The organism is Allobosea sp. 05L423, from assembly GCF_056397745.1.
The window spans coordinates 18,522-39,688 of record NZ_JBFTOA010000003.1; the positions used below are offsets into that span (position 1 = coordinate 18,522).

Below are 21,167 nucleotides of genomic sequence, written 5' to 3' on the forward strand. Positions count from 1 at the left end.
CGTGGTCGTCAGGCCGCGCGCGGCGGCATGGCGATCTCGATGAGGCTCGTCCAGTAGTTCACGCCGACGGGGATCGCCGCGTCGTTGAACTCATAGGCCGGATGATGCAGGCCCGCCGAGTCGCCGTTGCCGATGTTGATAAAGGCGCCCGGGCGCTCCTCCAGCATATAGGAGAAGTCTTCCGAGCCCATGGTTGGCGGGATATCGGTCTTGATCGCTTCCGAGCCGAAGATTTCCTTGGTCACGCTGGTGACGAAGTCGGTCTGGCCGGCATGGTTGAAGGTGACGGGATAGCCGAGATGGTATTCCAGCTCGTACTTCATGCCGAAGGCCTTCATCACGCCGTCGACGATCTCAGTGATGCGCTTCTGCGCAAGCTCGCGAATCTTCGGCGTCAGCGTGCGGACAGAGCCCTTGATCTCCGCGGTCTGCGGAATGACGTTGAAGGCCTCGCCGGCATTGAGTGCGGTCACGGAGACGACGATCGACTCGAGCGGGTCGGCATTGCGCGAGGCGACAGTCTGCAGAGCGCTGACCAGCGCGCAGGAGGCGACGATCGGGTCGTTGACGTTGTGCGGCGCCGCCGCATGTCCGCCCTTGCCTTCGATCTTGATGTGGATGCGGTCGGCGGCGGCCATGGCCGGCCCCTTGGCGATCTCGAAGCGGCCGACCGGGATGCCCGGCTTGTTGTGCATGCCGTAGACTTCCTGGATGCCGAAGCGGGTGATGAGTCCGTCATCGATCATCGCCTTGGCGCCGGCGCCACCTTCTTCGGCGGGCTGGAAGATCAGCACGGCGGTGCCGTCGAAGTCGCGGGTCTGGGTCAGATACTTCGCGGCGCCCAGCAGCATGGCGGTGTGGCCGTCATGGCCGCAGGCGTGCATCTTGCCGGGAATGGTCGAGCGATGTTCGAGATTGGTCTCCTCATGGATCGGCAGCGCGTCCATGTCGGCGCGCATGGCGATCACCTTGCCGGAATCCTGGCCCTTGCCCTTGATGATGCCGACGACGCCGGTCTGGCCGATGCCCGTCACCACCTCGTCGACGCCCCATTCCCTGAGCTTTTCGGCCACGAGACCCGCGGTCCGGTGAACGTCGTACATCAGTTCGGGGTGGCGATGGATGTCGCGGCGGATCGCGGTGATTTCGGGGGTCAGCGCCGCGATGAGGTCGGTTTTGGGCATCGTATCCTCTGAGATGACATGGGGCGACCGCGCAGAAAGCGGGTGCCGTACGGCACGCTAGCCCAGCCCCGGCCCACCTGTCCAAGCCGGCAGCGCGCAGGGGGTTGGCTTTGGCGGAATGGCGGGCAGGCCGGGAAGATGAACGCCGCCTTGACCAAAGGCAGTGAGCGATCTGGATTACGTCTGTGAAATAGTCCGGAAAGGCCGCAGCCATGATTTGGCCTTCCTTGACGAATAGCGGAGGCGTCCTTCGCTCAGGCCATCGAGAATATCTGGCCTGATCCTTTTCGTTTCCCCTTACATGTCTGGTAGATGATGCGTCGCTTGTCGTTGCTTGCGTTTGTTTTTGGTTTCTTGCCTTCAGTCGCTCTGGCTGACATCGCTCCTGAGAAAATCTCCTTTCAGCCGCAGGTCAAAGGCCTGGGCTGCCTGAAGTCCGAGACGAAGGCGATGATCGCCGAACTCGTCGCCAAGATCGGTCCGATCCAGATCACCTCGACCTGCGGCGGCCGCCATGCGCGGCACTCGCAGCACTACAGCGGCAAGGCGGTCGACTTCCGGCCGCTGGCGGCCTCGCCGCGCAAGGCTGCGGCCGCCGCGCGTGCGCTCGCCAATGTCGGCGGCGTCGGCACCTATTCGAACGGCCTCGTTCATGCCGACGTGGGCGAGCGCGAGATCTCCTGGTACGGCCAAAAGCGCAGCCGCTACGCTTATGCCAGCAAGCGCAGCCGCTATGCCAGGCTAGCGCGTAACAGCAACTGATCGAGCCTTCCGTCGCCCTCAGCGGGCGGTGATGTTGAGCGGATGCCGATAGACCAGATCGTTCGGATCGGGTCTATCGGCGCGCGTATCGCACACCGCTCCGAGGCGTTCCGCCACCGCGATCGATGCGGTGTTGCCCGGCGCCACATAGCTCACCAAGCTGGAAAGCTTCAGGTTCCGTGTCGCCCAATCCCGCAAGGCACGGGCAGCCTCGCTGGCATAGCCATGGCCCTCCTGGCCGTCATAGAGCAGCCAGCCGAGTTCCTTCTCGGGGAAGAGCGGGCCGTCATTGATGCCGACCTGCCCGATGCAGGCACCGGTCGACTGAAGCTCGATCATCAGCGCGCCGTGCCCGAACAGCGGCCAGCAGGCGATGTCGTGGCAGAAGATCCCCCAGGCCTGCCGCGTCGAATAGGGGCCGCCCACTCCCGTCGAGCGAGGCGACGCCAGAAACGCGGCATAGGCGGGAAAATCCGACTTCGCCATCGGCCGCAATGTAAGGCGTTGGGTCCGCAGTGTCGGAACGGAATGGTCGCTCATGCGCGGTTTCTAGAGCCGCGCCGTCGCCGAGGCTAGATCGCGAATTCGCCGCGCCAGCGGGCGATGTCGTCCAGAGCCACGTTCGATCCGCAGAGCACGAGGCAGACGCGTTCGCCGGACCCGAAGGCCTCCCTGCGCGTCATGGCAGCCGCGACCACGCAGGCCGCGGCGGGCTCCACCAGCACGCGCTCGTTCTGCAGCACCCAGACCAGTTCGCGAACGGCCTCCGCATCCGGCACCACGAGGATTTCCTCAAGGAACTGCCGGGCAGCCGCGATGGTGCGCTCCGTCGCGAAGGGCGCGCCCAGCGTGCGCGCGATCGAGGTGGGGCGGATCGGAACCGGCTGGCCGGCCGCAAGCGCCTGCGTCATCGTCGTTGCGCCCTCGGTCTCGACGCCGTGCAGCCGCACGGCTGGGTCGAGCCCCTTCAGCGCCGCGCCGACCCCGGCCGAGAAGCCGCCGCCCCCGATCGAGATGAAGACATGGTCGAGCCGCCCTCCGGCATCGGCGGCGAGTTCCAGGCCGAGCGTACCATGGCCGGCAATGATCGCCGGGTCGTCATAGGAATGGACATGGACCATTCCCTGCGCGGCATAGTCCTCGGCCTTGGCAAAGGCGGCGATCGAATCGTCGCAGAGTTCGACCTCTCCACCCGCCTGCTGCGTCAGATGGATATTGAGCGCGGGCGTCGCCTTGGGCATCAGGACGAGGGCGCGGGCACCCATGGCGCGGGCGACGAGCGATACCGCGATGGCATGATTCCCGCCAGAGACGGTGACGACGCCGCGCTTCAATTCGGCTTCGCTCAGGCCCATCAGCTTGTTGAAGCAGCCGCGCACCTTGAAGGAGCCGCCGAGCTGCAGGCCTTCGAGCTTCACCCAGGTCTCGACCCCCAACCGCTCGGACAGGCCGGCGCTGTAATAGGTCGGCGTGCGGCGGACCTTGCCGGCGATGCGCCCGGCTGCGGCCTGGATATCGGTAAGGGTGACGTCGAACGGCATGGGTGCCTTCTGTCCTCTGCCCGCTGCGCGGCGGGCTTCTAGGCCGCACGAGAGCGCGTCAGGCGCAAGGCCGTCAAGCACCGGGGAGGCGCGCTACGCCTCCTCGCCGATATCCGGCACGGGGGAGACGTCAGTCCGCCGGCGGCTCGCCCGCCTTGGGGCGCGAGCGGCCGGTCGAGCGCATCGGCAGCGGCACGGCGGGCCTGTCGGTGCGGTACTGGCCGCGGGCGATGGCGCCGAACAGGAGCACCACGGCGGTCAACGTCATCAGCCACCACGGCAGCAGTGGCGCGAAGCCGAAAACCGCGAGCGCGAAAGCGGTGGTGAAGGCGCCGACGCCGCCGGCCGCGAGCGCGCCCGGCATGCGGCCGGCGGCGCGGATGGCGAAATACAGGCAAGCGGCAGCGGCGGCGGCGCCGACGAGACCCAGCTCGTACCAGGTCTCGAACAGCAGAGTGGCGGGCGCCGGCTGCGGCAACATGCCCCTGAGTTGGTCGCGAACCACGGTGTCGAGCCCGTGCCCGGTGACGAGTTCGATCGGCGACTGCCGAATGACGTCGGCCCAGATCGAGAGCATCTGCGCGAAATCGTCGGCGCTGTCCGGCAACGCCGAAACCAACGGCGCGAGCAGGAAGGGCAGGACGGGGGCGAACAGCATCAGCCCGGCGACGATGGTGGCGATCACCTGCGCAGCGCGCTGGCGGCTGGCGGTGACGGCGCCGAAGGCGACTGCGCCAAAGAGCATCGCGACGGTTTCGCCGTCGTCGAACCGCGTCAGTGCCAGCAGTGCCACGACGAGGGCGAGCCCGAGGGCGCTCATCCCGCGTTCGCGCGAGAGGAGCCAGGCGAGAGCCGGCCAGGCGGTGATCAGGATGATCGAGACGCCGCGCTCGACAGCGCCGGGCGGTGTTTCCGCGTGCCGCAGGGCCGCGATGATGATCAGTCCGAGCGCGAACATACCGGCGGTGCCGGTGCCGAGGGGGGAAAGGTTGAGATTCGAGGAGCGCATCCGCTCCGGAAGTGCCGACAGGCCGGCGAAGCCGAGCACGACGGCGAGCATCAGGTTTCCGGCCTTTTCGGCGGCCGATGTGGGGAAGGGGCTCCAGACCAGCGAGAGCAGCGCCCAGGCGACGAGGCCGAGCAGGATCAGTCCCGGTCGGCTGAAAACGGACTCCTTGAGGGAGCCGACGAATTTGGCGGGTTCCTCGATCAGCATCGCAATGATCAGCAATGCGATGCCGATCGGCACGAGGACGACCGCGGCGCGGCGTGAGACCAATGCGGCCAGCGGCAGGACGAGCGCGAGCGTGCCGAAGCCGATGCGCCGCAGCAGCAGCGCGGCATCGGTGGCCGGGTCGAGCGGAGCTTGAGCGTTGTGGCGGATCATGCGTTCCGGCGGGGTAACGGGCGGCGGCCCGCCCGGTTGCCCGAAACGAACCGATGCCACCCTAGCGAGAGTACGGGCGCACGACTGTAGGTGCGGCGCAACACTGTCGCGGCATCTCTCATGCGGAGAATAAACCTGCGCTGCCGGTGCCTCTGGCGCGAGGGGAGCGTTCGTGAGAGGAATCCCGCATGACCATGCTGGCTGCCATTCCCTATACGAGCGGTTTCCCGATCGACGCCTTCATGCAGGGCGTGGCCACGCAGTTGAAGCGGCGCGGCCTCCGGCTTGGCGGCGTGGTTCAGCATAATGATGCCGCCTGCGACGATCGCTGCATGGCGATGTCGCTGGAAGATCTCGGCAGCGGCCATCGCTTCCCGATCAGCCAGGATCTCGGCGCGGGTGCCGCGGGCTGCCATCTCGATGCAGCCGGCCTCGCCGCGGCCGCGGCGGTTTTCGCCGGTGCGCTGGCAGAGCGCGTCGATCTCGTCATGGTCAACAAGTTTGGCAAGCAGGAGGCTCTGGGCGAGGGGCTGCGCGAGGAGATCGCGAATACCGTGATGGCGGGCCTGCCCGTGCTGATCGCGGTGCGCCGTGATTTCCTGCCGGCCTGGCGCGATTTCGCCGGAGACGAGTGGGTTGAACTGGACGCCCACATGGCGGCGGTGGAGCGCTGGGTCGGTGAGGCGACCCGGCTTGCGGCCTGACGCTGCCGTGACACAGCTTCTCGGCTCGCTGGCATGAGGGTCGCGATGCCGCCTCCAACGCTCGGCCTCGTTCTTGCGGGCGGCCTCGCCCGTCGCATGGGCGGCGGCGACAAGCCGCTCAAGCAGCTCGCCGGCAGACCGATCCTCGCCCATGTGATCGAGCGGCTTCGCGAGCAGTGCGACGGCCTTGTCCTCAACGCCAATGGCGATCCGGCGCGCTTTGCACTCTTCGGGTTGCCGGTTGTCGCCGATACGGTGCCGGACTTCGCCGGTCCGCTTGCCGGCATCCTCGCCGGGCTTGATTGGCTGGCCGAGCACCGGCCGGAAACGGCATGGCTGCTGAGCGTCCCGGCCGATACGCCCTTCATTCCGAACGATCTCGTCCAGCGTCTGCATGAAGCGCGGATCGCGGCCCAGCTTCCGTTGGCCTGCGCCGCCTCGGCCCGGCAGGCGCATCATGCCATCGGCCTCTGGCCGGTCTCGCTGCGGCAGGATTTGCGGCAGGCACTGGCGGCCGGCGAGCGGAAGATCAGCCGTTGGACGCAGGAGCATGGCGTCGCCGTCGCGGAATGGGCTGCGGAACCTGTCGATCCCTTCTTCAACGTCAACACGCCGAACGACCTAGGCGAGGCGCAGCGTCTCGCCGGATTATCGGCCTAGCCATCGCGGCGGCCGTCAGCGTTCCAGCAAGGCCTTCAGCGCCGCGAGATCCCGCGCCACCATGCCCGCATCGGCCGCCATCTCGTCGTCGGACATGCCGTCGCGCTGAAACAGCGTGAAGACGACCTCGGCGCCGTCGTCATTGGGCACCACACGCATCGGATTGTGCATGGCCGGGCCGTGTTCGGAGATCACCGCATGGTCGAGCACGCCGTGACGGTTCGGCTCGCTGAACAGGATGCGCATCGATCCCATCGGGGTTTCGGCGCGCCAGGTCATGCCTTCGACATGGACGAAGCTGTGGCCGAGTCCCTCCGTCCATTGCGGGAAGTTCTCCGGCTCGGCCAGGAAGGCATAAACCTGCTCCACCGGGCGATCGATGCCAATGCCGATATGCCGGGCACGCTGAACAGCCATCGCCATTTCTCCTTATGCAAAAGAACAAAAAGAGAACATGCGTAATGTGCTGTCAAGCGCGAGCGTATGGGCGTCTCGGGCCGATCTTGTTACTCGATGACGATGCGCGGCGCTGCTCTGGAGGCTCCGCCGAGGCCGGCCTGAACCTGCCGCGCCAGCGCGACATAGGCCTTGGCATGCGGGCTCTGCGGATCGCTGGCGACGATCGGCCGGCCTCCGTCCGAGGTTTCGCGGATCGGCATGGCCAGGGGGATCTCGCCGAGGAAGGGGATATGCAGCCGCTCAGCCTCGTGCCGCGCCCCGCCATGGGCGAAGATGTCGGATTGATGCCCGCATTCCGGACAGATGAAATAGCTCATGTTCTCGACGAGGCCGAGGATCGGCACCGCGACCTTCCTGAACATGGCGACGCCGCGGCGCGCATCGAGCAAAGCGAGGTCCTGCGGCGTCGAGACGATGACGGCGCCGGCAAGCGGCACCTGCTGCGCCATGGTGAGCTGCGCATCGCCGGTGCCGGGCGGCATGTCGACGACGAGGACGTCGAGCTCGCCCCAGGCGACCTCGCGCAGCATCTGCGTGATCGCCGAGATCACCATCGGCCCGCGCCAGATCATCGGCGTCTCCTCGTCGACGAGGAAGCCGATCGACATCACCTTGAGCCCATAGGCCTCCATCGGCGCCAGAGTCCGCCCCGAGACGATCTGCGGCTTGCCGGTGATGCCGAAGATCTTCGGCATGGACGGGCCGTAAATGTCGGAATCGAGCACGCCGACCTTGAGGCCGAGCGTCGAGAGCGCCACGGCGAGATTGGCCGCGGTGGTCGATTTCCCGACGCCGCCCTTGCCGCTGGCGACAGCGATGATCTGCTTAACGCCCGGCACGCCGCTGGGCTTGGGTGCGCCGCCGGGGCCGGGTCGCTGCGCCTGCTGGCGGGCCTGCATGCCGGCCGAGGGCGGCGCCTTGTCGGCAGTCAGCCCGACGAGCACCTGCGTCACGCCTGGCAGGCCGCCGACGGCGCTTTCCGCAGCCTTGCGCACCGGCTCCATCGCGGTGGCCTCGGTCGGGTCGATGCCGATCGCGAAGATCACCTTGCCGCCATCGACCAGGATATCGCCGATGCGGCCGGAGGCGGCGAGCGATTGCCCGCTCGCCGGCAATTTCACCAGTTCGAGAGCGCGCAGGACATCGGCTTGGGAGACGGTCACGTCGTTGAACTCCGTTCGCTGGCGCGGCCGTCAGGCCGCCTTGCGGATATGGAAGACGATGGCGCCGTCCGCATCCCCTTGCCGCTCGATGACGTCGCCGGTTTCGCGTGCGAGGTTGGGCAGGTCGATCGCCGCCATCGGGTCGGTGCATTGCACGACGAGCAGCGTGCCGGCCTGCACCGCGCTCAGAGCCTTGCGCACGCGCAGCACCGGAAGAGGGCATTTCAGGCCGCGCAGATCGAGCGGAATGGTGTCCATGGTCTCGCGCCCACCGGGCCGTTGTCGTCGCTGCTTCATAGGACGGCTGCTCGGGTGGGAGCAACCGCGCGCCATGCCGCATGCTTGACCGGCCTCGTTCCGGCGAGGATGAAGGTGCAGCGGACCAAAGCGCGCCAGGGGCGGCGATGCGGGCGCAGGTCCGGAAAGGACGAGTGCCGTGACGGGTAGGCCGGGCGGAGCCGGGACGGATATCGGGCTGATCTCCCTCGACGAAGCGGGAGCCCGCGCGGCTGCCCGCGTCGCGCCGGTGCCGGGTGTGCTTGAACTGCCGCTCGTCGAGGCGGATGGGCGTGTGCTGGCGGAGGCCGTGGTCGCACGCGTTGATTTGCCGCCCTTCGCGAATTCCGCCGTCGATGGTTATGCCGTCCGCTTCGCCGATCTCCGGCCCGGTGCCGAGACCCGCCTGCCGGTCCTCGGCCGAACGGCGGCTGGCGATCCGGTCGGTACGCTCGGGCGCGGTGCCTGGCGCATCTTCACCGGCGCTCCTGTGCCCGACGGGGCCGACACGGTGGTGATGCAGGAGGATGTCACGCTGAGTGGCGACGAGGTCATCCTGCCGTCCCAGTCGAGGCTTGGCGCCAATCTGCGCCGGGCGGGGGAGGATGTCGCCCGCGGTCAGGAGGTTCTTCCAGCGGGCCGGCGCCTGCGGCCGCGGGATCTCGGGCTGCTCGCCGCCCTGGGGCTGGAGCGGGTCCGGGTCAGGCATCGTCCGCGCGTTGCGCTGTTCTCGACGGGCGACGAACTGACCGAGCCGGGGCGCCCCCTGAAACCGGCGGCGATCTACGATGCCAACCGGGCGATGCTGCGTGCCCTGTTGGCGCGGGGCGGCGCCGACGTCGTCGATCTCGGCATTCTGCGTGATGAACCCACTGATCTGGAGCGGCATCTGCGCGAGGCCGCCGGCGCCTGCGACCTCATCGTCACCTCGGGCGGTGTCTCCGTGGGGGACGCGGATCACGTCAAGGCTGCGCTCTCGGCCTGCGGTTCGCTCGACCTCTGGCGCGTCGCGATCAAGCCGGGCAAGCCGATCGCGATCGGCGAGGCGGCCGGCACGCCCTTCATCGGCTTGCCGGGCAATCCGGTCGCGGTTTTCGTCGGGTTTGTGTTCGTCGCTTGGCCGCTGCTGGCGCGCCTTGCCGGGGCGACGGCCGAAGCACCGGTTGTCTTCCCCGCCAAGGCCGGCTTCCATCATCGGAAAAAGGCCGGGCGCAGGGAGTTCCTGCGCGTTACGCTCGAACGGCGGGACGATGGTGCCGTAATCGCGCGCAAGCATCCCGGCGAGGGGGCGGCGTCGCTCGCCTCGCTCGCGCAATCGGATGGGCTCGTCGTACTGGCTGAGGAACTGGAGCAGCTGGAGGAGGGCAGCACCGTACCCTTCCTGCCCTATGCCGGCTTGCTGGGCTGAGCTCGACGGGGCGTCTCAGTCGCGCCGGAAGATCACGCTCGCCCCCCAGCCGAGGAAGAGCGCCAGCAGCACGGTCGCGAGACCGTACAGAAACGACCAGTCATAGGCGGCGGAGGCGAGCCGCTGCTCGATGCCGGTCTTGATCACCTCGAAATTGGTCTGCTGGCGCGCCAGAGGGACCCCGCCGGAATAGAGCACGATGTCGACGCTGTAGGAGCCGGTCGGCGCCGTGGCGGCGATGTCGATCGGCGCGCTGAACAGGCTGTTCGACAGGAAGGTGACGCCGCGCTCCTCGTAGCCGTAGAGATCCTTGGCCTGCATGATCCGCACCAGGCTTTCGCGGAAGCGGATGGAGTTCGGGTCGAGATCGACCCAATTTCCCTGCGGCAGCTCGGCATTGGCGAGGCCGATGCGGCCGCGCCGCGCCGTTTCGGGGCTCATCATCTCCGAGATCGGCCTGTTGCTGGCGACGTGCAGGAAGACCGGATTGTCCGGGAAGCGGCGCTGCGACCGGTTGATCCAGATCGGACCGAGGCGCTCCTTCTCACGGACCAGCAGCATGCGCCGGGGGCCGCGGACGGTGACGATGATGTCATAGGGATCGCCGCGCGCGACCGTGCGGCCGTCGCGCTCGACCAGGCCGAAGACCGTCAGCTGGCTGCCGGTGTAGTTCGAGGTGATCTGGATCTGGTGGCTCGACATCGCCGCGATCAGCGTCTCGGCCCGGGCCGTCCCCGTGGCGAGGCCGATCCACAGGGCGGCGAAGAAGGCGAGGAACCGCATCATCGCGCGCTCTCCGGCACGACCACAGAGAAGCGTTCGGTCGGCGGAATGAAGAGCTCGATGGCGAAGCGCAGGCCGACCGAGAGGATCAGCAGCGCCAGCAGCAGCCGGAAGGATTCGACGTTGAGGTTGCGCGCCGCCCGGCCGCCGAACTGCGCGCCGATGACGCCGCCGACCAGCAGCAGCGTGGCGAGGATGAGATCGACCGACTGGTTGGTGACCGCGTGCAGAATTGTCGCGCCCGTCATCGTCACCAGAATCTGGAAGAGCGAGGTGCCGACCACCACGGCCGGTGGAATCCGGAAGAAGTAGATCAGCCCCGGCACCAGGATGAAGCCGCCGCCGACGCCGAGAACGGCGCCGATGAAGCCTATGACGATGGCGAGCAGGGCGATCGGCAGCACGCTGCAATAGAGGCCGGAGCGATAGAAGCGCTGACGGAAGGGCAGGCCCATCCACCAGGGATGCATGCCGCCGCGCCGCTTCAGCCGTGCCGGCTTGCCGGCGCGCACGCGCAGCATCGCGCGCAGCGCGTCGTAGAGCATCAGCCCGCCGATGATCGAGAACAGTGTCACATAGGAGAGCGTGATGACGAGCTCGAGCTGGCCGAGCCGGCGCATGGTGTTGAAGAACAAGACGCCGAGCACCGTGCCGACGATGCCGCCGCTGACCAGGACGCCGCCAAGCTTGAGATCGAGGGCCCTGCGCCGGAAATAGGTCAGCACGCCGGTCATCGACGAGCCGGCGACCTGCGCCGCCACGGTTGCGACCGCCACCGCAGGCGGGATGTCGAGGAAGATCAGGAGGGGGGTGAGCAGGAAGCCGCCGCCGACGCCGAACAGGCCGGAGATGAAACCGACCGCGCCGCTCAGGCCAAGCACCATCAGCACGCTGATCGGAAGCTCGGCGATCGGCAGGTAAATCTGCACTACTACCCCTCGCAGGCGGGTGCATAGCCGTTGCTTGCACCGATTTGTCCCAGACTGAACCGTCCAGGTTAAGAGTTGTTGCTGAAATGGAAGACGGGCCGTTACCGGCCCGTCTTAAAGGACTATCGTTTTCCTTGCCGCGTCAACACGTCGAAAGCATGACGCCGCGGCGGTTGACTCAGCTGCGCGCGGGCCTGGCGGGCTTGGTCGCCGCCGCCGCGGTCGGGCCCGCGTCCCAGCCCTTGGCCGGCGGGGTGACCTCGTTGGCGATCGTGTCCAGCGTCTTGGGCTTCCAGTTCGCGGCGGTCGTCTTGGCGGCGGCGAGCTCTTCCGGCTTCAGGCGCTGGGCAACCTCGTCGCGCTTGCGGGCGGCGTCCTCGTCGCCCTGATTCGCTGCAACCGAGAACCAGACGAAGGACTGGGCGAGGTCGGTCGGCGCACCGAGGCCGCGGCCGAGCAGGACCGCGAGGTTGTATTGGCTGTCGCGCACGCCGAGTTCGGCGGCGCGCCGGAACCACTCCGTCGCAATGGCATAGTCCGGCTTGCCGGAGACGCCCTCGGCATGCAGCACGGCGAGGTTGTGCATCGCCTTGGCGTTGCCGCGCTCGGCTGCGCGCTGGTACCAGATGCGGGCGAGGGAGAGATCGCGCTGCGTGCCGATACCCTTCTCGAACATGTTGCCGACACGGAACTGGGCGGGTGGGAGCCCCGCGACGGCGGCGCGTTCGAACAGGCGCAGGGCGAGCTTGGCGTCGCGCTGCGCGGCCGGGCCGTCGGCGGCTTTGCTTGCCAATTCGTAGACCGCGCGGGCATCGCCGTCGAAGGCGGCCTTGCGCAGTCCGGCGCTGCCGAAGCCGGTCGGCAGATCGCCAACCCCGGTGACGCTCTGAACAGACTCGGGCGCGACGGCCGCGGAGGCTTCCGCCTGCGCCGCGGCTGGCGCCGGTGCCACGAGGGGCGGCGGCACGGCGGCAGGCTGATCCGGCACAGCCTGGCCCGTAATCAGGCTGGCGGGCGCCGCCAGCGGTGCAGGCGAGAGCGCCGAGGACTGGTCCTTGGCGGCTGCAGGGTCCCTGGCCGGACCGGGGTCCTTGGCCGGGGCCTGCACGCCCTCGGCCGGGGCTTCCGGCTGGGCGATCAGGCTACGCGCCGTGGTGCTTGCGGTCTTGGTCCCGTCGCCGCGCACCACGCCGGTGACGACATGGGCCGTGCCCATGGCCAGGATCAGCGCGGCGAGGCCGAGCAGCAGCGGGCGCTTGCGCTTCTCGAGGATCTCCTTGAGCTTGCCGGAGCTCTTCGCAGCGGGCTCGGAGGCTGCTGCGGGAGCGCTCGCGGCGGCTTCGCTGGCGGCCTTGGCCGAGCGCCGGGCGGCAGCGATCAGGCTCTGCCGCACCGATTGGGCGTCCTGCCCGGCGTTGGCGGCGCTTTCAGGCCGCGGGCGGCCCGACCCCGGCTCCAGCGGCAAGTCGAAGGCCGTGTTCGGCAGCGCGGGAGCCGCTTCGCTCCGGACCGGGGCGGTGGGCGCACCGAAGCGATCTTGAGCAGCTGCGCTGACCGCCGGGCCGGCGTGATCGCGAGCAGCGAAGGCGGGCGCACGGACTGCGGGCTCCTCGCTACGGGCGGCAGCGGCCGGACGCTGCGGCGCGTTCCGGCGCTCGCCCTGCAGCTCGGATTCAAGGCCCGCGAGCCGCGTCATGATCGCCTCGAGCGACAGATGGACTGCGCCCAGCGCGTCCTGGGTCAGGCGCTCCGACGAGACATGGGTGTCGCGCATGCCGGTGACGAGGCTCGACAGCTCGGCAATGCTCTTGCCCGGCGCCGAGGTGCTGGCCGCCTGGACGAGGGCCGCGCGTTCGGCCGCCGTCTCCTCGCGCATCGAGCGCAGATGGACGACCAGATCCTGCAGCGTGCGCTCGATGCCGTTCTCGGCCGAGCGGGTCGCCGCCGCCTCGTCGAGCCGGGAGGCGATGCCCGAAATCTGCTGTTCCAGCGCCTCGAAGGATTCCGCGCCTGCGCCGGGGGCGCCGGCCTCGTCGATCTTGTCGGCGAGATGACGCAGCATCTGTTCGATCGGGCTGAGATCGACCGAGGCGGCGGACTCGCCGGTGCCGACCATGCGGCTGAGCTGGCTCGATGCTGCCAGGCTCTCGATCCGGCCGGCCAGCGCTTCGATCTGGCGGGTGACGGCGGACGGCCCCTGTTCGGCGAGCAGCTCGATCCGGTGCTGCAGCGCGTCGATGCGGTCATCGAGATGGTTGTCATGCCGCTGCGCGGTGACATCGTCGAATTTGCGCGACAGCAGGTCGATCTGGGTTGCGAGCGAGGCCAGGGGAGCGGTGTCGAAATCCTGCGGGCGGCTGGTCAGGACCGCGCTGCGGACATCCTCGATCGCGGCCGAGAGATTACGCATCTCCCGCAGGTCCGGCTGGGTTTCGCGCAGCCGGCCGATCTCGAAGCCCAGCGAAGCGACCTGCTGGGCGAGATCATCGAGCCGGTGATCCTGTCCGCTGGAAGGGATCAGGCTCCGCAGCTCGGCGATGTCGCGCAGGACCGGGTCGAGATTGGCCGTTTCATTTCCGCGCGCCGCCAGTGCGTCGACCTTGGCGGCCAGATGCGCGATCTCGTGCTGGAAGCGCTGGTAGCTGTCGCCGGCCCGATCCTGCGATAGCCGGGAAACCTCGGCCTCGATCCGTGTCAACGGCTTCAGCAGCGGCTCGAACTGGTCGCGCCGGTCGAAGCGGTCGAGGCGCTCGGCCAGGGCAGCGATCTTGGTCTCGATCGCGCTGGTGTCAGGCTGGCGTGGCTGCGGCGCTGCAGGGCGCTGCCCAGCGCGCCGGCCCTCCGAAGACAGCCGCGAGCCAAGCTCGCGCAGATCCTCGCGCAGTGCCGAAATGCGCTCCGGCGTGACGTTGGCCGCCCGCGAAGGGGAAGGAATGATCTCTTCGTTGTCGAGAACGCGCTGGCGTGTGCGGATGTTGGTGACGGCCGCCTCAAGTCCGTCGCGGCTGAAGGCGAGGCGCGGCGACGGCTCCGGCCGATTCTGGGCCTCATGGCTGCGGCGCTCGATCTCGGCGATGCGTTCGCCCATCGTCTTGATCGCTTCGGCGATGACGTTGGTCGCGCGCTCCTGCCGCTCGGCGGCGCCGCGCTCGCTCGATGACAGGCGATCCTCGGTCTTCTCGATCCAGCGCGTGATGGAATCGAGCGCGCCGGCGGTACGGCTGTTGGCATCGCGGGTCAGGCGCTCGATGTTCGCGGCCTGGCCGATGAAAGCGTGGAGTTCTGAACGTGACGGGGCGGGGTCGGGCCTGCGCGAGGCCGTATCCGTCTGGGCTTGGGAGATACGTGCCAGCCGTTCCGACAAGGCTGCGATGTCGAGCTGCTCGGGCATCGCGTCAGCCGGGGCGGGTGCCTCGCTCTCGTCGCGGATCTTGTGGTCGAGCCATTCGCCGAGCGTCATGCCGGCGCGGCGAGCTGCTGCCTTTGCCGCGTCGCGCGTCCGGGGATCGACGCCTTTGACGCTCCAGGGCAAGCTGGTGGCCATGTTCTCGCTCGCCTACGGGGCTTGTCTCCCGGAGGACGCGGCCCCCTGATGCCGCCGACCTCCGCGCGAACCTTGGCAGTCGTGAAGACAACGTTGACGATGCCGATGCGCGTTCCCGACATTTGGCCGGCATGGTAAACAGCGGGTTAAGAAACGGCTCCGAGACCGTTAATTTTTTCCGAATGGGGCTTGGGAAGCCTTTGGCGGCGCTGATGTAACGGTAACTTACCCCGGCAAGGGGACGTATTACCTGACGCAACGATAGCGCCTTCCCTATGAGGAGGTATCCCGATCGATGCTGCCTTACGGGCAGCGATTCGATCACCGCAAGGAACGAAACCTCCATGTCACGCCAAAATCTGGCTATGGCGGGTTCTTCGAGTCATGAAGCCCGCTCCGCGACGCCTACCCAAGCTGATGAGGCCGGCGAATACACCATCAGCGATCTCGCCCGCGATTTCGGCGTAACACTGCGCACCCTTCGCTTCTACGAGTCGCGCGGCCTGATCGCGCCCACGCGCTCGGGTATGGCGCGTGTCTATTCGGCCCGTGATCGGGCCCGTCTGGCGCTGATCCTCAAGGGCAAGCAGCTTGGCTTCACGCTGGTCGAGATCCGCGCGATGCTCGCCAACGAGGACAAGAAGGGCGCTGGCGACAAGGCCGCCAATGTCGGCGGGCTGCAGCTCAGCCGCGACCAGATCGTAGAACAGCTCGATCTGCTGCGCAGCCAGCGCGCCGAGATCGAGGGTGCGATCACCGAGCTCGAGGCCTCGCTGGCGCGGTTGCCCAAAGCCTGATTGCTCCCGCATCGACCTTCATGAAACCCCGGCTTTGCCGGGGTTTTTTGTTGTCGCATGGACAGCGCCCGTCCGCAGGCTGACAAAATGCCGGTGTACCCGTTGCAAGTCGAACGAGATTGTTTATATGTGAACTATATTGAGGCGCTCCCGACAGAGGCGAGCGGCCCGCGACGAGAGGGAGGACCACATGCCGGTCTACAAGGCGCCCGTCGACGATACGCTTTTCCTGCTCAACGACGTCTTCAACATCGAGCGCTACAACAACCTGCCGGGCTTCGCCGATGCGAGCGCGGACGTGATCGAGGCCGTGCTCGGCGAGGGCGCGAAGCTTTGCGAGGAAGTGCTCCAGCCGATCAACCACTCCGGTGATCAGGAGGGCTGCACGCGCCATTCCGATGGCAGCGTCACGACGCCGAAGGGCTTCAAGGAAGCCTATGAGGCCTATGCCGGCGGCGGCTGGATCGGCCTTGCCATGGATCCGGAATATGGCGGGCAGGGCTTGCCCTACACGCTCGGCGCCGTGATGAACGAATATGCCTCCTCCGCGAACATGGCCTTCGCCATGTATCCGGGGCTGACCATGGGCGCGATCGCCGCGCTCTACGTCCATGGCTCGGACGAACAGAAGCATGCCTACCTGCCCAAGATGATCGAGGGCAAATGGTCGGGTACGATGAACCTGACGGAGCCGCATTGCGGCACCGATCTCGGCCTGCTCAAGACCAAGGCCGTGCCGAATGGCGACGGCTCCTACGCCATCTCCGGCACCAAGATCTTCATCTCGGCCGGCGAGCAGGACATCACCGAGAACATCATCCACCTCGTGCTCGCCCGCATCGAGGGGGCTCCGGCCGGCACCAAGGGCATCTCGCTCTTCGTCGTGCCGCGCAACAAGGTCGGCGCGGACGGCTCTGTCGGCGCCAATAACGGCGTCTCCTGCGGCTCGATCGAGCACAAGATGGGCATCCACGGCAATTCGACCTGCGTCATGAACTATGACGGCGCGCAGGGCTGGCTGGTCGGGGCCGAGAACAAGGGCCTCAACGCCATGTTCGTGATGATGAACGAGGCCCGTCTCGGCGTCGCCATCCAGGGGCTCGCCCAGTCCGAGGTCGCCTATCAGAACGCCGTCGTCTATGCCAAGGAGCGCCTGCAGGGCCGCTCGCTCACCGGCCCCAAGAATATCGCGGGACCGGCCGACCCGATCATCGTCCATCCCGACGTGCGTCGCACGCTGATGTCGATCAAGGCCTTCAATGAGGCCGCGCGCGCCTTCGTGCTCTGGAATGCGCTGCAATCCGATATCGCCCATCGCTCGGGCGATGCGGCCGAGCGTCAGGCTGCCGACGACCAGCTCGGATTGATGACGCCGGTGCTCAAGGGCGTGCTCACCGATATCGGTTTCGACAATGCCGTGAAGGCGCAGCAGATGTTCGGTGGCCACGGCTACATCGCCGAAACCGGCGTCGAGCAGTTCGTGCGCGATGCCCGCATCGCCATGATCTACGAGGGCGCCAACGGCGTGCAGGCGATGGATCTCGTCGGCCGCAAGCTCGGCCGCGACGGCGGCCGTGGCATCATGGCCTTCTTCAACGAGGTCGGCGGCTTCCTGAAGGAGAATGCCGACGACGAGGCGCTGAAGCCCTTGCTTGGCCCTCTCCAGGTTTCGCTGGGCCATCTCCAGCAGGCGGCGATGTGGTTCATGAATAACGCGCTCGCCAAGCCCGACAATGCCGGCGCCGGCGCGAACGACTTCATGCATCTGCTCGGACTGGTCTCGCTCGGTTACATGTGGGCGAAGATCGCCAAGGCGGCGCTGGAGAAGCTCAAGGCCGACCCCAACGGCGCGACCGAGCGTATGAGCGCCAAGCTCGTCACCGCTCGCTTCTTCATGGAGCGCACCTTGCCGGAGACCGCCGCGCATCTGGCGCGGATCACCGCCGGGGCCGACACGACCATGGCGCTGGCGCCTGAGCAGTTCTGACGGGTTTGACCGTCATGCCCGGGCTTGACCCGGGCATCTCTTGCAGAACCCGCTGGATGACGAGATGGTCGGGGCAAGCCCGACCATGACGTCCGGCACCAGAACGCGCCGGCCGACGGCGCCCCGGGAGGCCACCAAATGGCAGACGCATTCATCTACGACCACGTCCGCACGCCGCGCGGCAAGGGGAAGGCGGACGGCTCGCTCCACGAGGTCACGGCGATCGAGCTCGGCACGCAGGCGCTGCGTGCCATCAAGGACCGCAACAATCTCGATCCGCTCCTCGTCGAGGACGTGGTGATGGGCTGCGTCGATCCGGTGGGCGAGGCCGGCGCCGACATCGCCCGCACCGTCGCGCTAAAGGCCGGCTACGGCAAGGAAGTGCCGGGCGTGCAGATCAACCGCTTCTGCGCCTCCGGCCTCGACGCGGTGAACCTCGCCGCCGCGCAGGTCATGTCGGGCCAGAAGGAAATGGCGATCGGCGGCGGCGTCGAGTCGATGTCGCGCATCGGCATGGGCGCCTCGGGCTTCGGTATCGCGGTCGACCCCAGCGTCGCCATCGACACCTATTTCATGCCGCAGGGCGTCTCGGCCGACCTGATCGCGACGAAATACGGCTTCTCGCGGGACGATGTCGACGCCTTCGCCGTGCGCTCGCACCAGCGCGCCGCCCGCGCCTGGAAGGAAGGCCGCTTCAAGAATTCGGTGATCCCGGTCACCGACGTCAACGGCCTCACCATCCTCGACCATGACGAGACCATCCGCCCCGGCACCGACATGCAGGCGCTCGCCGCGCTCAAGGCCTCCTTCGTCCAGATGGGCGAGATGGGGGGCTTCGATGCGGTGGCGACCGCCGCGCATCCCGATGTCGAGTTCATCAACCACGTCCACCATGCCGGCAATTCCTCCGGGATCGTCGACGGAGCCGCCGCGGTCCTCGTCGGCTCGAAGCGGGCCGGCAAGGCCGCCGGGCTGAAGCCGCGCGCCCGCATCAAGGCCTTCGCCACGGTCGGCTCCGATCTCGCACTGATGCTGACCGGCCCGGTCGACGTCACCCAGCTCGTCCTGAAGAAGGCCGGTATGTCCAAGAAGGACATCGACCTATTCGAGCTGAACGAGGCCTTCTCCTCGGTGGTGCTGCGCTATCAGCAGGCGCTCGACATCGACGACGAGATCCTGAACGTCAACGGCGGCGCCATCGCCATGGGCCATCCGCTCGGCGCGACCGGCGCGATGGTGCTCGGCACCGTGCTCGACGAGCTGGAGCGGACGAACAAGCAGACCGCTCTGGTGACGCTCTGTGTCGCCGTCGGCATGGGCGTCGCCACCATCATCGAGCGCGTCTGAGCGGAAGGGCAGGGAGAGACATCATGAACCTCACCAATTTCCGCTTCGAGACCGACTCCGACGGCATCGCCGTTGCGACCTGGGACATGCCCGGCCGCTCGATGAACGTCATCACCCCCGCGGTGATGGAGGAGCTGAACCAGATCGTCGACAAGGTCGCATCCGACGAAGCCATCAAGGGCTGCGTCATCACCTCGGGCAAGGAGAGCTTCTCCGGCGGCGCCGACCTCACCATGCTCCAGGGCCTGCGCGATCTCTATGTGAAGCTCGCCAAGGAGAAGGGCGAGGCCGTCGCGATGCAGAGCTTCTTCGACGAGAGCCGCAAGCTCTCGCTGCTCTACCGCAAGCTTGAGACCTGCGGGAAACCCTTCGCCGCCGCGATCCATGGTGTCTGCCTCGGCGGAGCCTTCGAGCTCTCGCTCGCCTGCCAGTATCGCGTCGTCTCGGATGATGCCTCGACCCGCGTCGGCCTGCCCGAGATCAAGGTCGGTCTGTTTCCAGGCGCCGGTGGCACCCAGCGCGTGGCCCGCCTGATGCAGACCGGCGACGCTCTGCAGATGATGTTCAAGGGCGAGCAGGTGAAGGCGCTCCCGGCGCGCAATTCCGGCCTCGTCCACGCGGTCGCAGCCCGCGCCGACATCGTCCAGAACGCCAAGGACTGGCTCAAGGCCAATCCGCAGGCGACGCAGCCCTGGGACCAGAAGGGCTTCAAGCTGCCCTCCAACAAGGTGCACTCGCCGGCCGGCATGCAAATCTGGCCGCCGGCCAATGCGATCTATCGCCGCGAGACCAACGACAACTACCCGGCCGCCCGTGCCATCCTCTCGGCGGTTTATGAAGGCCTGCAGCTCCCGATCGACCTCGCGCTCAAGGTCGAGAGCCGCTACTTCGCCAAGATCCTCCGGACGAAGGAGGCGGCCTCGATGATCCGCTCGCTCTTCGTCTCGATGCAGGAGCTCAACAAGGGCGCCCGCCGCCCGGCCGACGTGCCGCCCTCCAAGCTCAAGAAGGTCGGCGTCATCGGCGCGGGCTTCATGGGCGCCGGCATCGCCTATGTCACGGCGCAGGCGGGCCTCGAGGTCGTGCTGATCGACAAGGACATCGAGGCGGCCGAGAAGGGCAAGGCCTATTCCCACAAGCTGGTCTCCGACCAGATCATGAAGGGCCGCGCCAAGACTGCCGATCGCGACGCGCTGCTCGGCCGCATCAAAGCATCCGCCGATTTTGCCGACCTCAAGGGCTGCGACCTGATCGTCGAGGCCGTCTTCGAGGACCCGAAGGTCAAGGCCGCGGTGATCGCCGAGGTCGAGGCCGTGGTCGGCCCGCGCACCATCTTCGGCTCGAACACCTCGACGCTGCCGATCACCGGCCTCGCCGAGAACAGCCAGCGGCCGAAGAACTTCATCGGCATTCATTTCTTCTCGCCGGTCGAGAAGATGCTGCTGGTCGAGGTCATCATGGCCAAGAAGACCGGCAAGAAGGCGCTCGCCATGGCGCTGGACTATGTCCGCGCCATCAGGAAGACGCCGATCGTGGTCAACGACACCCGTGGCTTCTACGCCAATCGCTGCGTGGGCAACTATATCCGCGAAGGCCATCTCATGCTGATGGAAGGCGTGCCGCCGGCGATGATCGAGGCTGCCGGCAAGCAGGCCGGCATGCCGGTCGGCCCGCTCTCGCTCAATGACGAGGTCGCGGTCGATCTCGCCTGGAAGGTGCTGAAGGCGACGAAGGCCCAGCTCGGCGACGCTGCCGTCGATCCGGCGCAGGAGAAGCTGCTCTCTGACATGGTGGAGAAGCACGGGCGTCTCGGCCGCAAGAACCGCAAGGGCTTCTACGACTATCCGGAAGCCGGGCCGAAGCGGCTCTGGCCGGGCCTCGCCGATCTCGTCGGCAAGCAGCTCGATCCCGACAGCGTCGACATGGAGGAGCTGAAGCACCGGCTGCTGGTGACGCAGGCGCTCGAAGCCGCGCGGACCTATGAGGAAGGCGTCGTCACCGATCCGCGCGAGGCCGATGTCGGCTCGATCATCGGCTTCGGCTTCGCGCCCTTCTCCGGCGGCACGCTCTCCTACATCGACAATATGGGCGCGGCCGCCTTCGTGAAGCTTTGCGAGAAGTTGGCGAAGGCCCATGGCGAACGCTTCAAGCCGAACCGGCTGCTGAAGCGCATGGCCAAGACCGGTGAGAGCTTTTACGGCACGACGGAGAAGAAGGCGGCCTGAGCGGGCGGACA

General features: G+C 67.4%; 18 protein-coding genes. 8 read left to right on the forward strand and 10 right to left on the reverse strand.

Translation table 11 applies throughout. The annotated features are described in order from the left end of the window. Nucleotides 1-8 precede the first annotated feature (8 nt). Entirely contained in the window at nucleotides 9-1,184 is a 1,176-nt protein-coding gene (locus tag AC1DNE_RS08225; RefSeq protein ID WP_441468933.1) for a M20 aminoacylase family protein, read from the reverse strand. Between the two features lie 450 nt (nucleotides 1,185-1,634). Here AC1DNE_RS08225 and AC1DNE_RS08230 point away from each other — a divergent pair, with 450 nt between their 5' ends. Continuing rightward, nucleotides 1,635-1,946, forward strand: coding sequence for a hypothetical protein (locus AC1DNE_RS08230; RefSeq protein ID WP_441468932.1), 312 nt, complete (start codon nucleotides 1,635-1,637; stop codon nucleotides 1,944-1,946). An 18-nt stretch (nucleotides 1,947-1,964) separates the two neighbouring features. Here the strand turns inward: AC1DNE_RS08230 and AC1DNE_RS08235 are convergent, their stop codons facing one another. The 3 genes from AC1DNE_RS08235 to AC1DNE_RS08245 form a co-directional block, all read right to left on the reverse strand. Continuing rightward, on the reverse strand, nucleotides 1,965-2,486 hold the full coding sequence (locus tag AC1DNE_RS08235) for a GNAT family N-acetyltransferase (protein ID WP_441468931.1): 522 nt from the start codon (nucleotides 2,484-2,486) through the stop codon (nucleotides 1,965-1,967). Nucleotides 2,487-2,518: 32 nt separating this feature from the next. Beyond that, the gene (locus AC1DNE_RS08240; RefSeq protein ID WP_441468930.1) at nucleotides 2,519-3,487 is read right to left on the reverse strand and encodes a threonine ammonia-lyase; all 969 of its coding nucleotides are present in this window, start codon (nucleotides 3,485-3,487) and stop codon (nucleotides 2,519-2,521) included. Nucleotides 3,488-3,617: 130 nt separating this feature from the next. Then, nucleotides 3,618-4,874, reverse strand: a complete 1,257-nt coding sequence (locus AC1DNE_RS08245; RefSeq protein ID WP_441468929.1) for a peptide ABC transporter permease — start codon at nucleotides 4,872-4,874, stop codon at nucleotides 3,618-3,620. Nucleotides 4,875-5,062: 188 nt separating this feature from the next. On the opposite strand from AC1DNE_RS08245, the gene AC1DNE_RS08250 reads away from it, so the two are divergent. Together AC1DNE_RS08250 and mobA are read left to right on the forward strand one after the other, a co-directional pair. Next, entirely contained in the window at nucleotides 5,063-5,578 is a 516-nt protein-coding gene (locus AC1DNE_RS08250; RefSeq protein ID WP_441468928.1) for a DUF2478 domain-containing protein, read from the forward strand. A 45-nt stretch (nucleotides 5,579-5,623) separates the two neighbouring features. Continuing rightward, nucleotides 5,624-6,238: a molybdenum cofactor guanylyltransferase MobA gene (gene mobA, locus AC1DNE_RS08255; RefSeq protein ID WP_441468927.1), complete on the forward strand. Its 615-nt coding sequence runs from the start codon at nucleotides 5,624-5,626 to the stop codon at nucleotides 6,236-6,238. Nucleotides 6,239-6,253: 15 nt separating this feature from the next. On the opposite strand, the gene AC1DNE_RS08260 is transcribed toward mobA, so the two are convergent. From AC1DNE_RS08260 to AC1DNE_RS08270, 3 genes are all read right to left on the reverse strand, one after another. Continuing rightward, nucleotides 6,254-6,655, reverse strand: coding sequence for an SRPBCC domain-containing protein (locus AC1DNE_RS08260; RefSeq protein WP_441468926.1), 402 nt, complete (start codon nucleotides 6,653-6,655; stop codon nucleotides 6,254-6,256). An 89-nt stretch (nucleotides 6,656-6,744) separates the two neighbouring features. Next, nucleotides 6,745-7,860 carry an Mrp/NBP35 family ATP-binding protein gene (locus tag AC1DNE_RS08265; RefSeq protein WP_441468925.1) on the reverse strand — a complete coding sequence of 372 codons (1,116 nt, stop codon included), beginning with the start codon at nucleotides 7,858-7,860 and terminating at the stop codon, nucleotides 6,745-6,747. A 30-nt stretch (nucleotides 7,861-7,890) separates the two neighbouring features. Continuing rightward, nucleotides 7,891-8,118 (reverse strand): sulfurtransferase TusA family protein, encoded by a 228-nt coding sequence (locus AC1DNE_RS08270; RefSeq protein ID WP_441468924.1) that lies wholly within the window; start codon nucleotides 8,116-8,118, stop codon nucleotides 7,891-7,893. A gap of 178 nt (nucleotides 8,119-8,296) precedes the next feature. Between AC1DNE_RS08270 and AC1DNE_RS08275 the strand changes: the two genes are divergently transcribed. Beyond that, nucleotides 8,297-9,544 (forward strand): molybdopterin molybdotransferase MoeA, encoded by a 1,248-nt coding sequence (locus AC1DNE_RS08275; protein WP_476767324.1) that lies wholly within the window; start codon nucleotides 8,297-8,299, stop codon nucleotides 9,542-9,544. Between the two features lie 15 nt (nucleotides 9,545-9,559). Here the strand turns inward: AC1DNE_RS08275 and AC1DNE_RS08280 are convergent, their stop codons facing one another. From AC1DNE_RS08280 to AC1DNE_RS08290, 3 genes are all read right to left on the reverse strand, one after another. Beyond that, complete coding sequence (locus AC1DNE_RS08280; protein WP_441468922.1) at nucleotides 9,560-10,330, reverse strand: TIGR02186 family protein; 771 nt, start codon at nucleotides 10,328-10,330, stop codon at nucleotides 9,560-9,562. Continuing rightward, nucleotides 10,327-11,256, reverse strand: coding sequence for a sulfite exporter TauE/SafE family protein (locus AC1DNE_RS08285; protein WP_441468921.1), 930 nt, complete (start codon nucleotides 11,254-11,256; stop codon nucleotides 10,327-10,329). The genes AC1DNE_RS08280 and AC1DNE_RS08285 overlap by 4 nt, the downstream gene beginning before the upstream one ends. Before the next feature lie 178 nt (nucleotides 11,257-11,434). Then, on the reverse strand, nucleotides 11,435-14,800 hold the full coding sequence (locus AC1DNE_RS08290; RefSeq protein ID WP_476767033.1) for a hypothetical protein: 3,366 nt from the start codon (nucleotides 14,798-14,800) through the stop codon (nucleotides 11,435-11,437). A gap of 344 nt (nucleotides 14,801-15,144) precedes the next feature. Here AC1DNE_RS08290 and AC1DNE_RS08295 point away from each other — a divergent pair, with 344 nt between their 5' ends. The 4 genes from AC1DNE_RS08295 (at nucleotide 15,145) to AC1DNE_RS08310 (ending at nucleotide 21,156) form a co-directional block, all read left to right on the forward strand. Further along, nucleotides 15,145-15,597 carry a MerR family transcriptional regulator gene (locus tag AC1DNE_RS08295; protein WP_441468919.1) on the forward strand — a complete coding sequence of 151 codons (453 nt, stop codon included), beginning with the start codon at nucleotides 15,145-15,147 and terminating at the stop codon, nucleotides 15,595-15,597. 190 nt (nucleotides 15,598-15,787) lie between these two features. Beyond that, nucleotides 15,788-17,584 carry an acyl-CoA dehydrogenase C-terminal domain-containing protein gene (locus tag AC1DNE_RS08300; protein ID WP_441468918.1) on the forward strand — a complete coding sequence of 599 codons (1,797 nt, stop codon included), beginning with the start codon at nucleotides 15,788-15,790 and terminating at the stop codon, nucleotides 17,582-17,584. A gap of 138 nt (nucleotides 17,585-17,722) precedes the next feature. Then, entirely contained in the window at nucleotides 17,723-18,931 is a 1,209-nt protein-coding gene (locus tag AC1DNE_RS08305) for an acetyl-CoA C-acetyltransferase (protein WP_441468917.1), read from the forward strand. A gap of 23 nt (nucleotides 18,932-18,954) precedes the next feature. Beyond that, a complete protein-coding gene (locus AC1DNE_RS08310) occupies nucleotides 18,955-21,156 on the forward strand; it encodes an FAD-dependent oxidoreductase (RefSeq protein ID WP_441468916.1) in 2,202 nt (733 codons plus the stop codon). Nucleotides 21,157-21,167 lie beyond the last annotated feature (11 nt).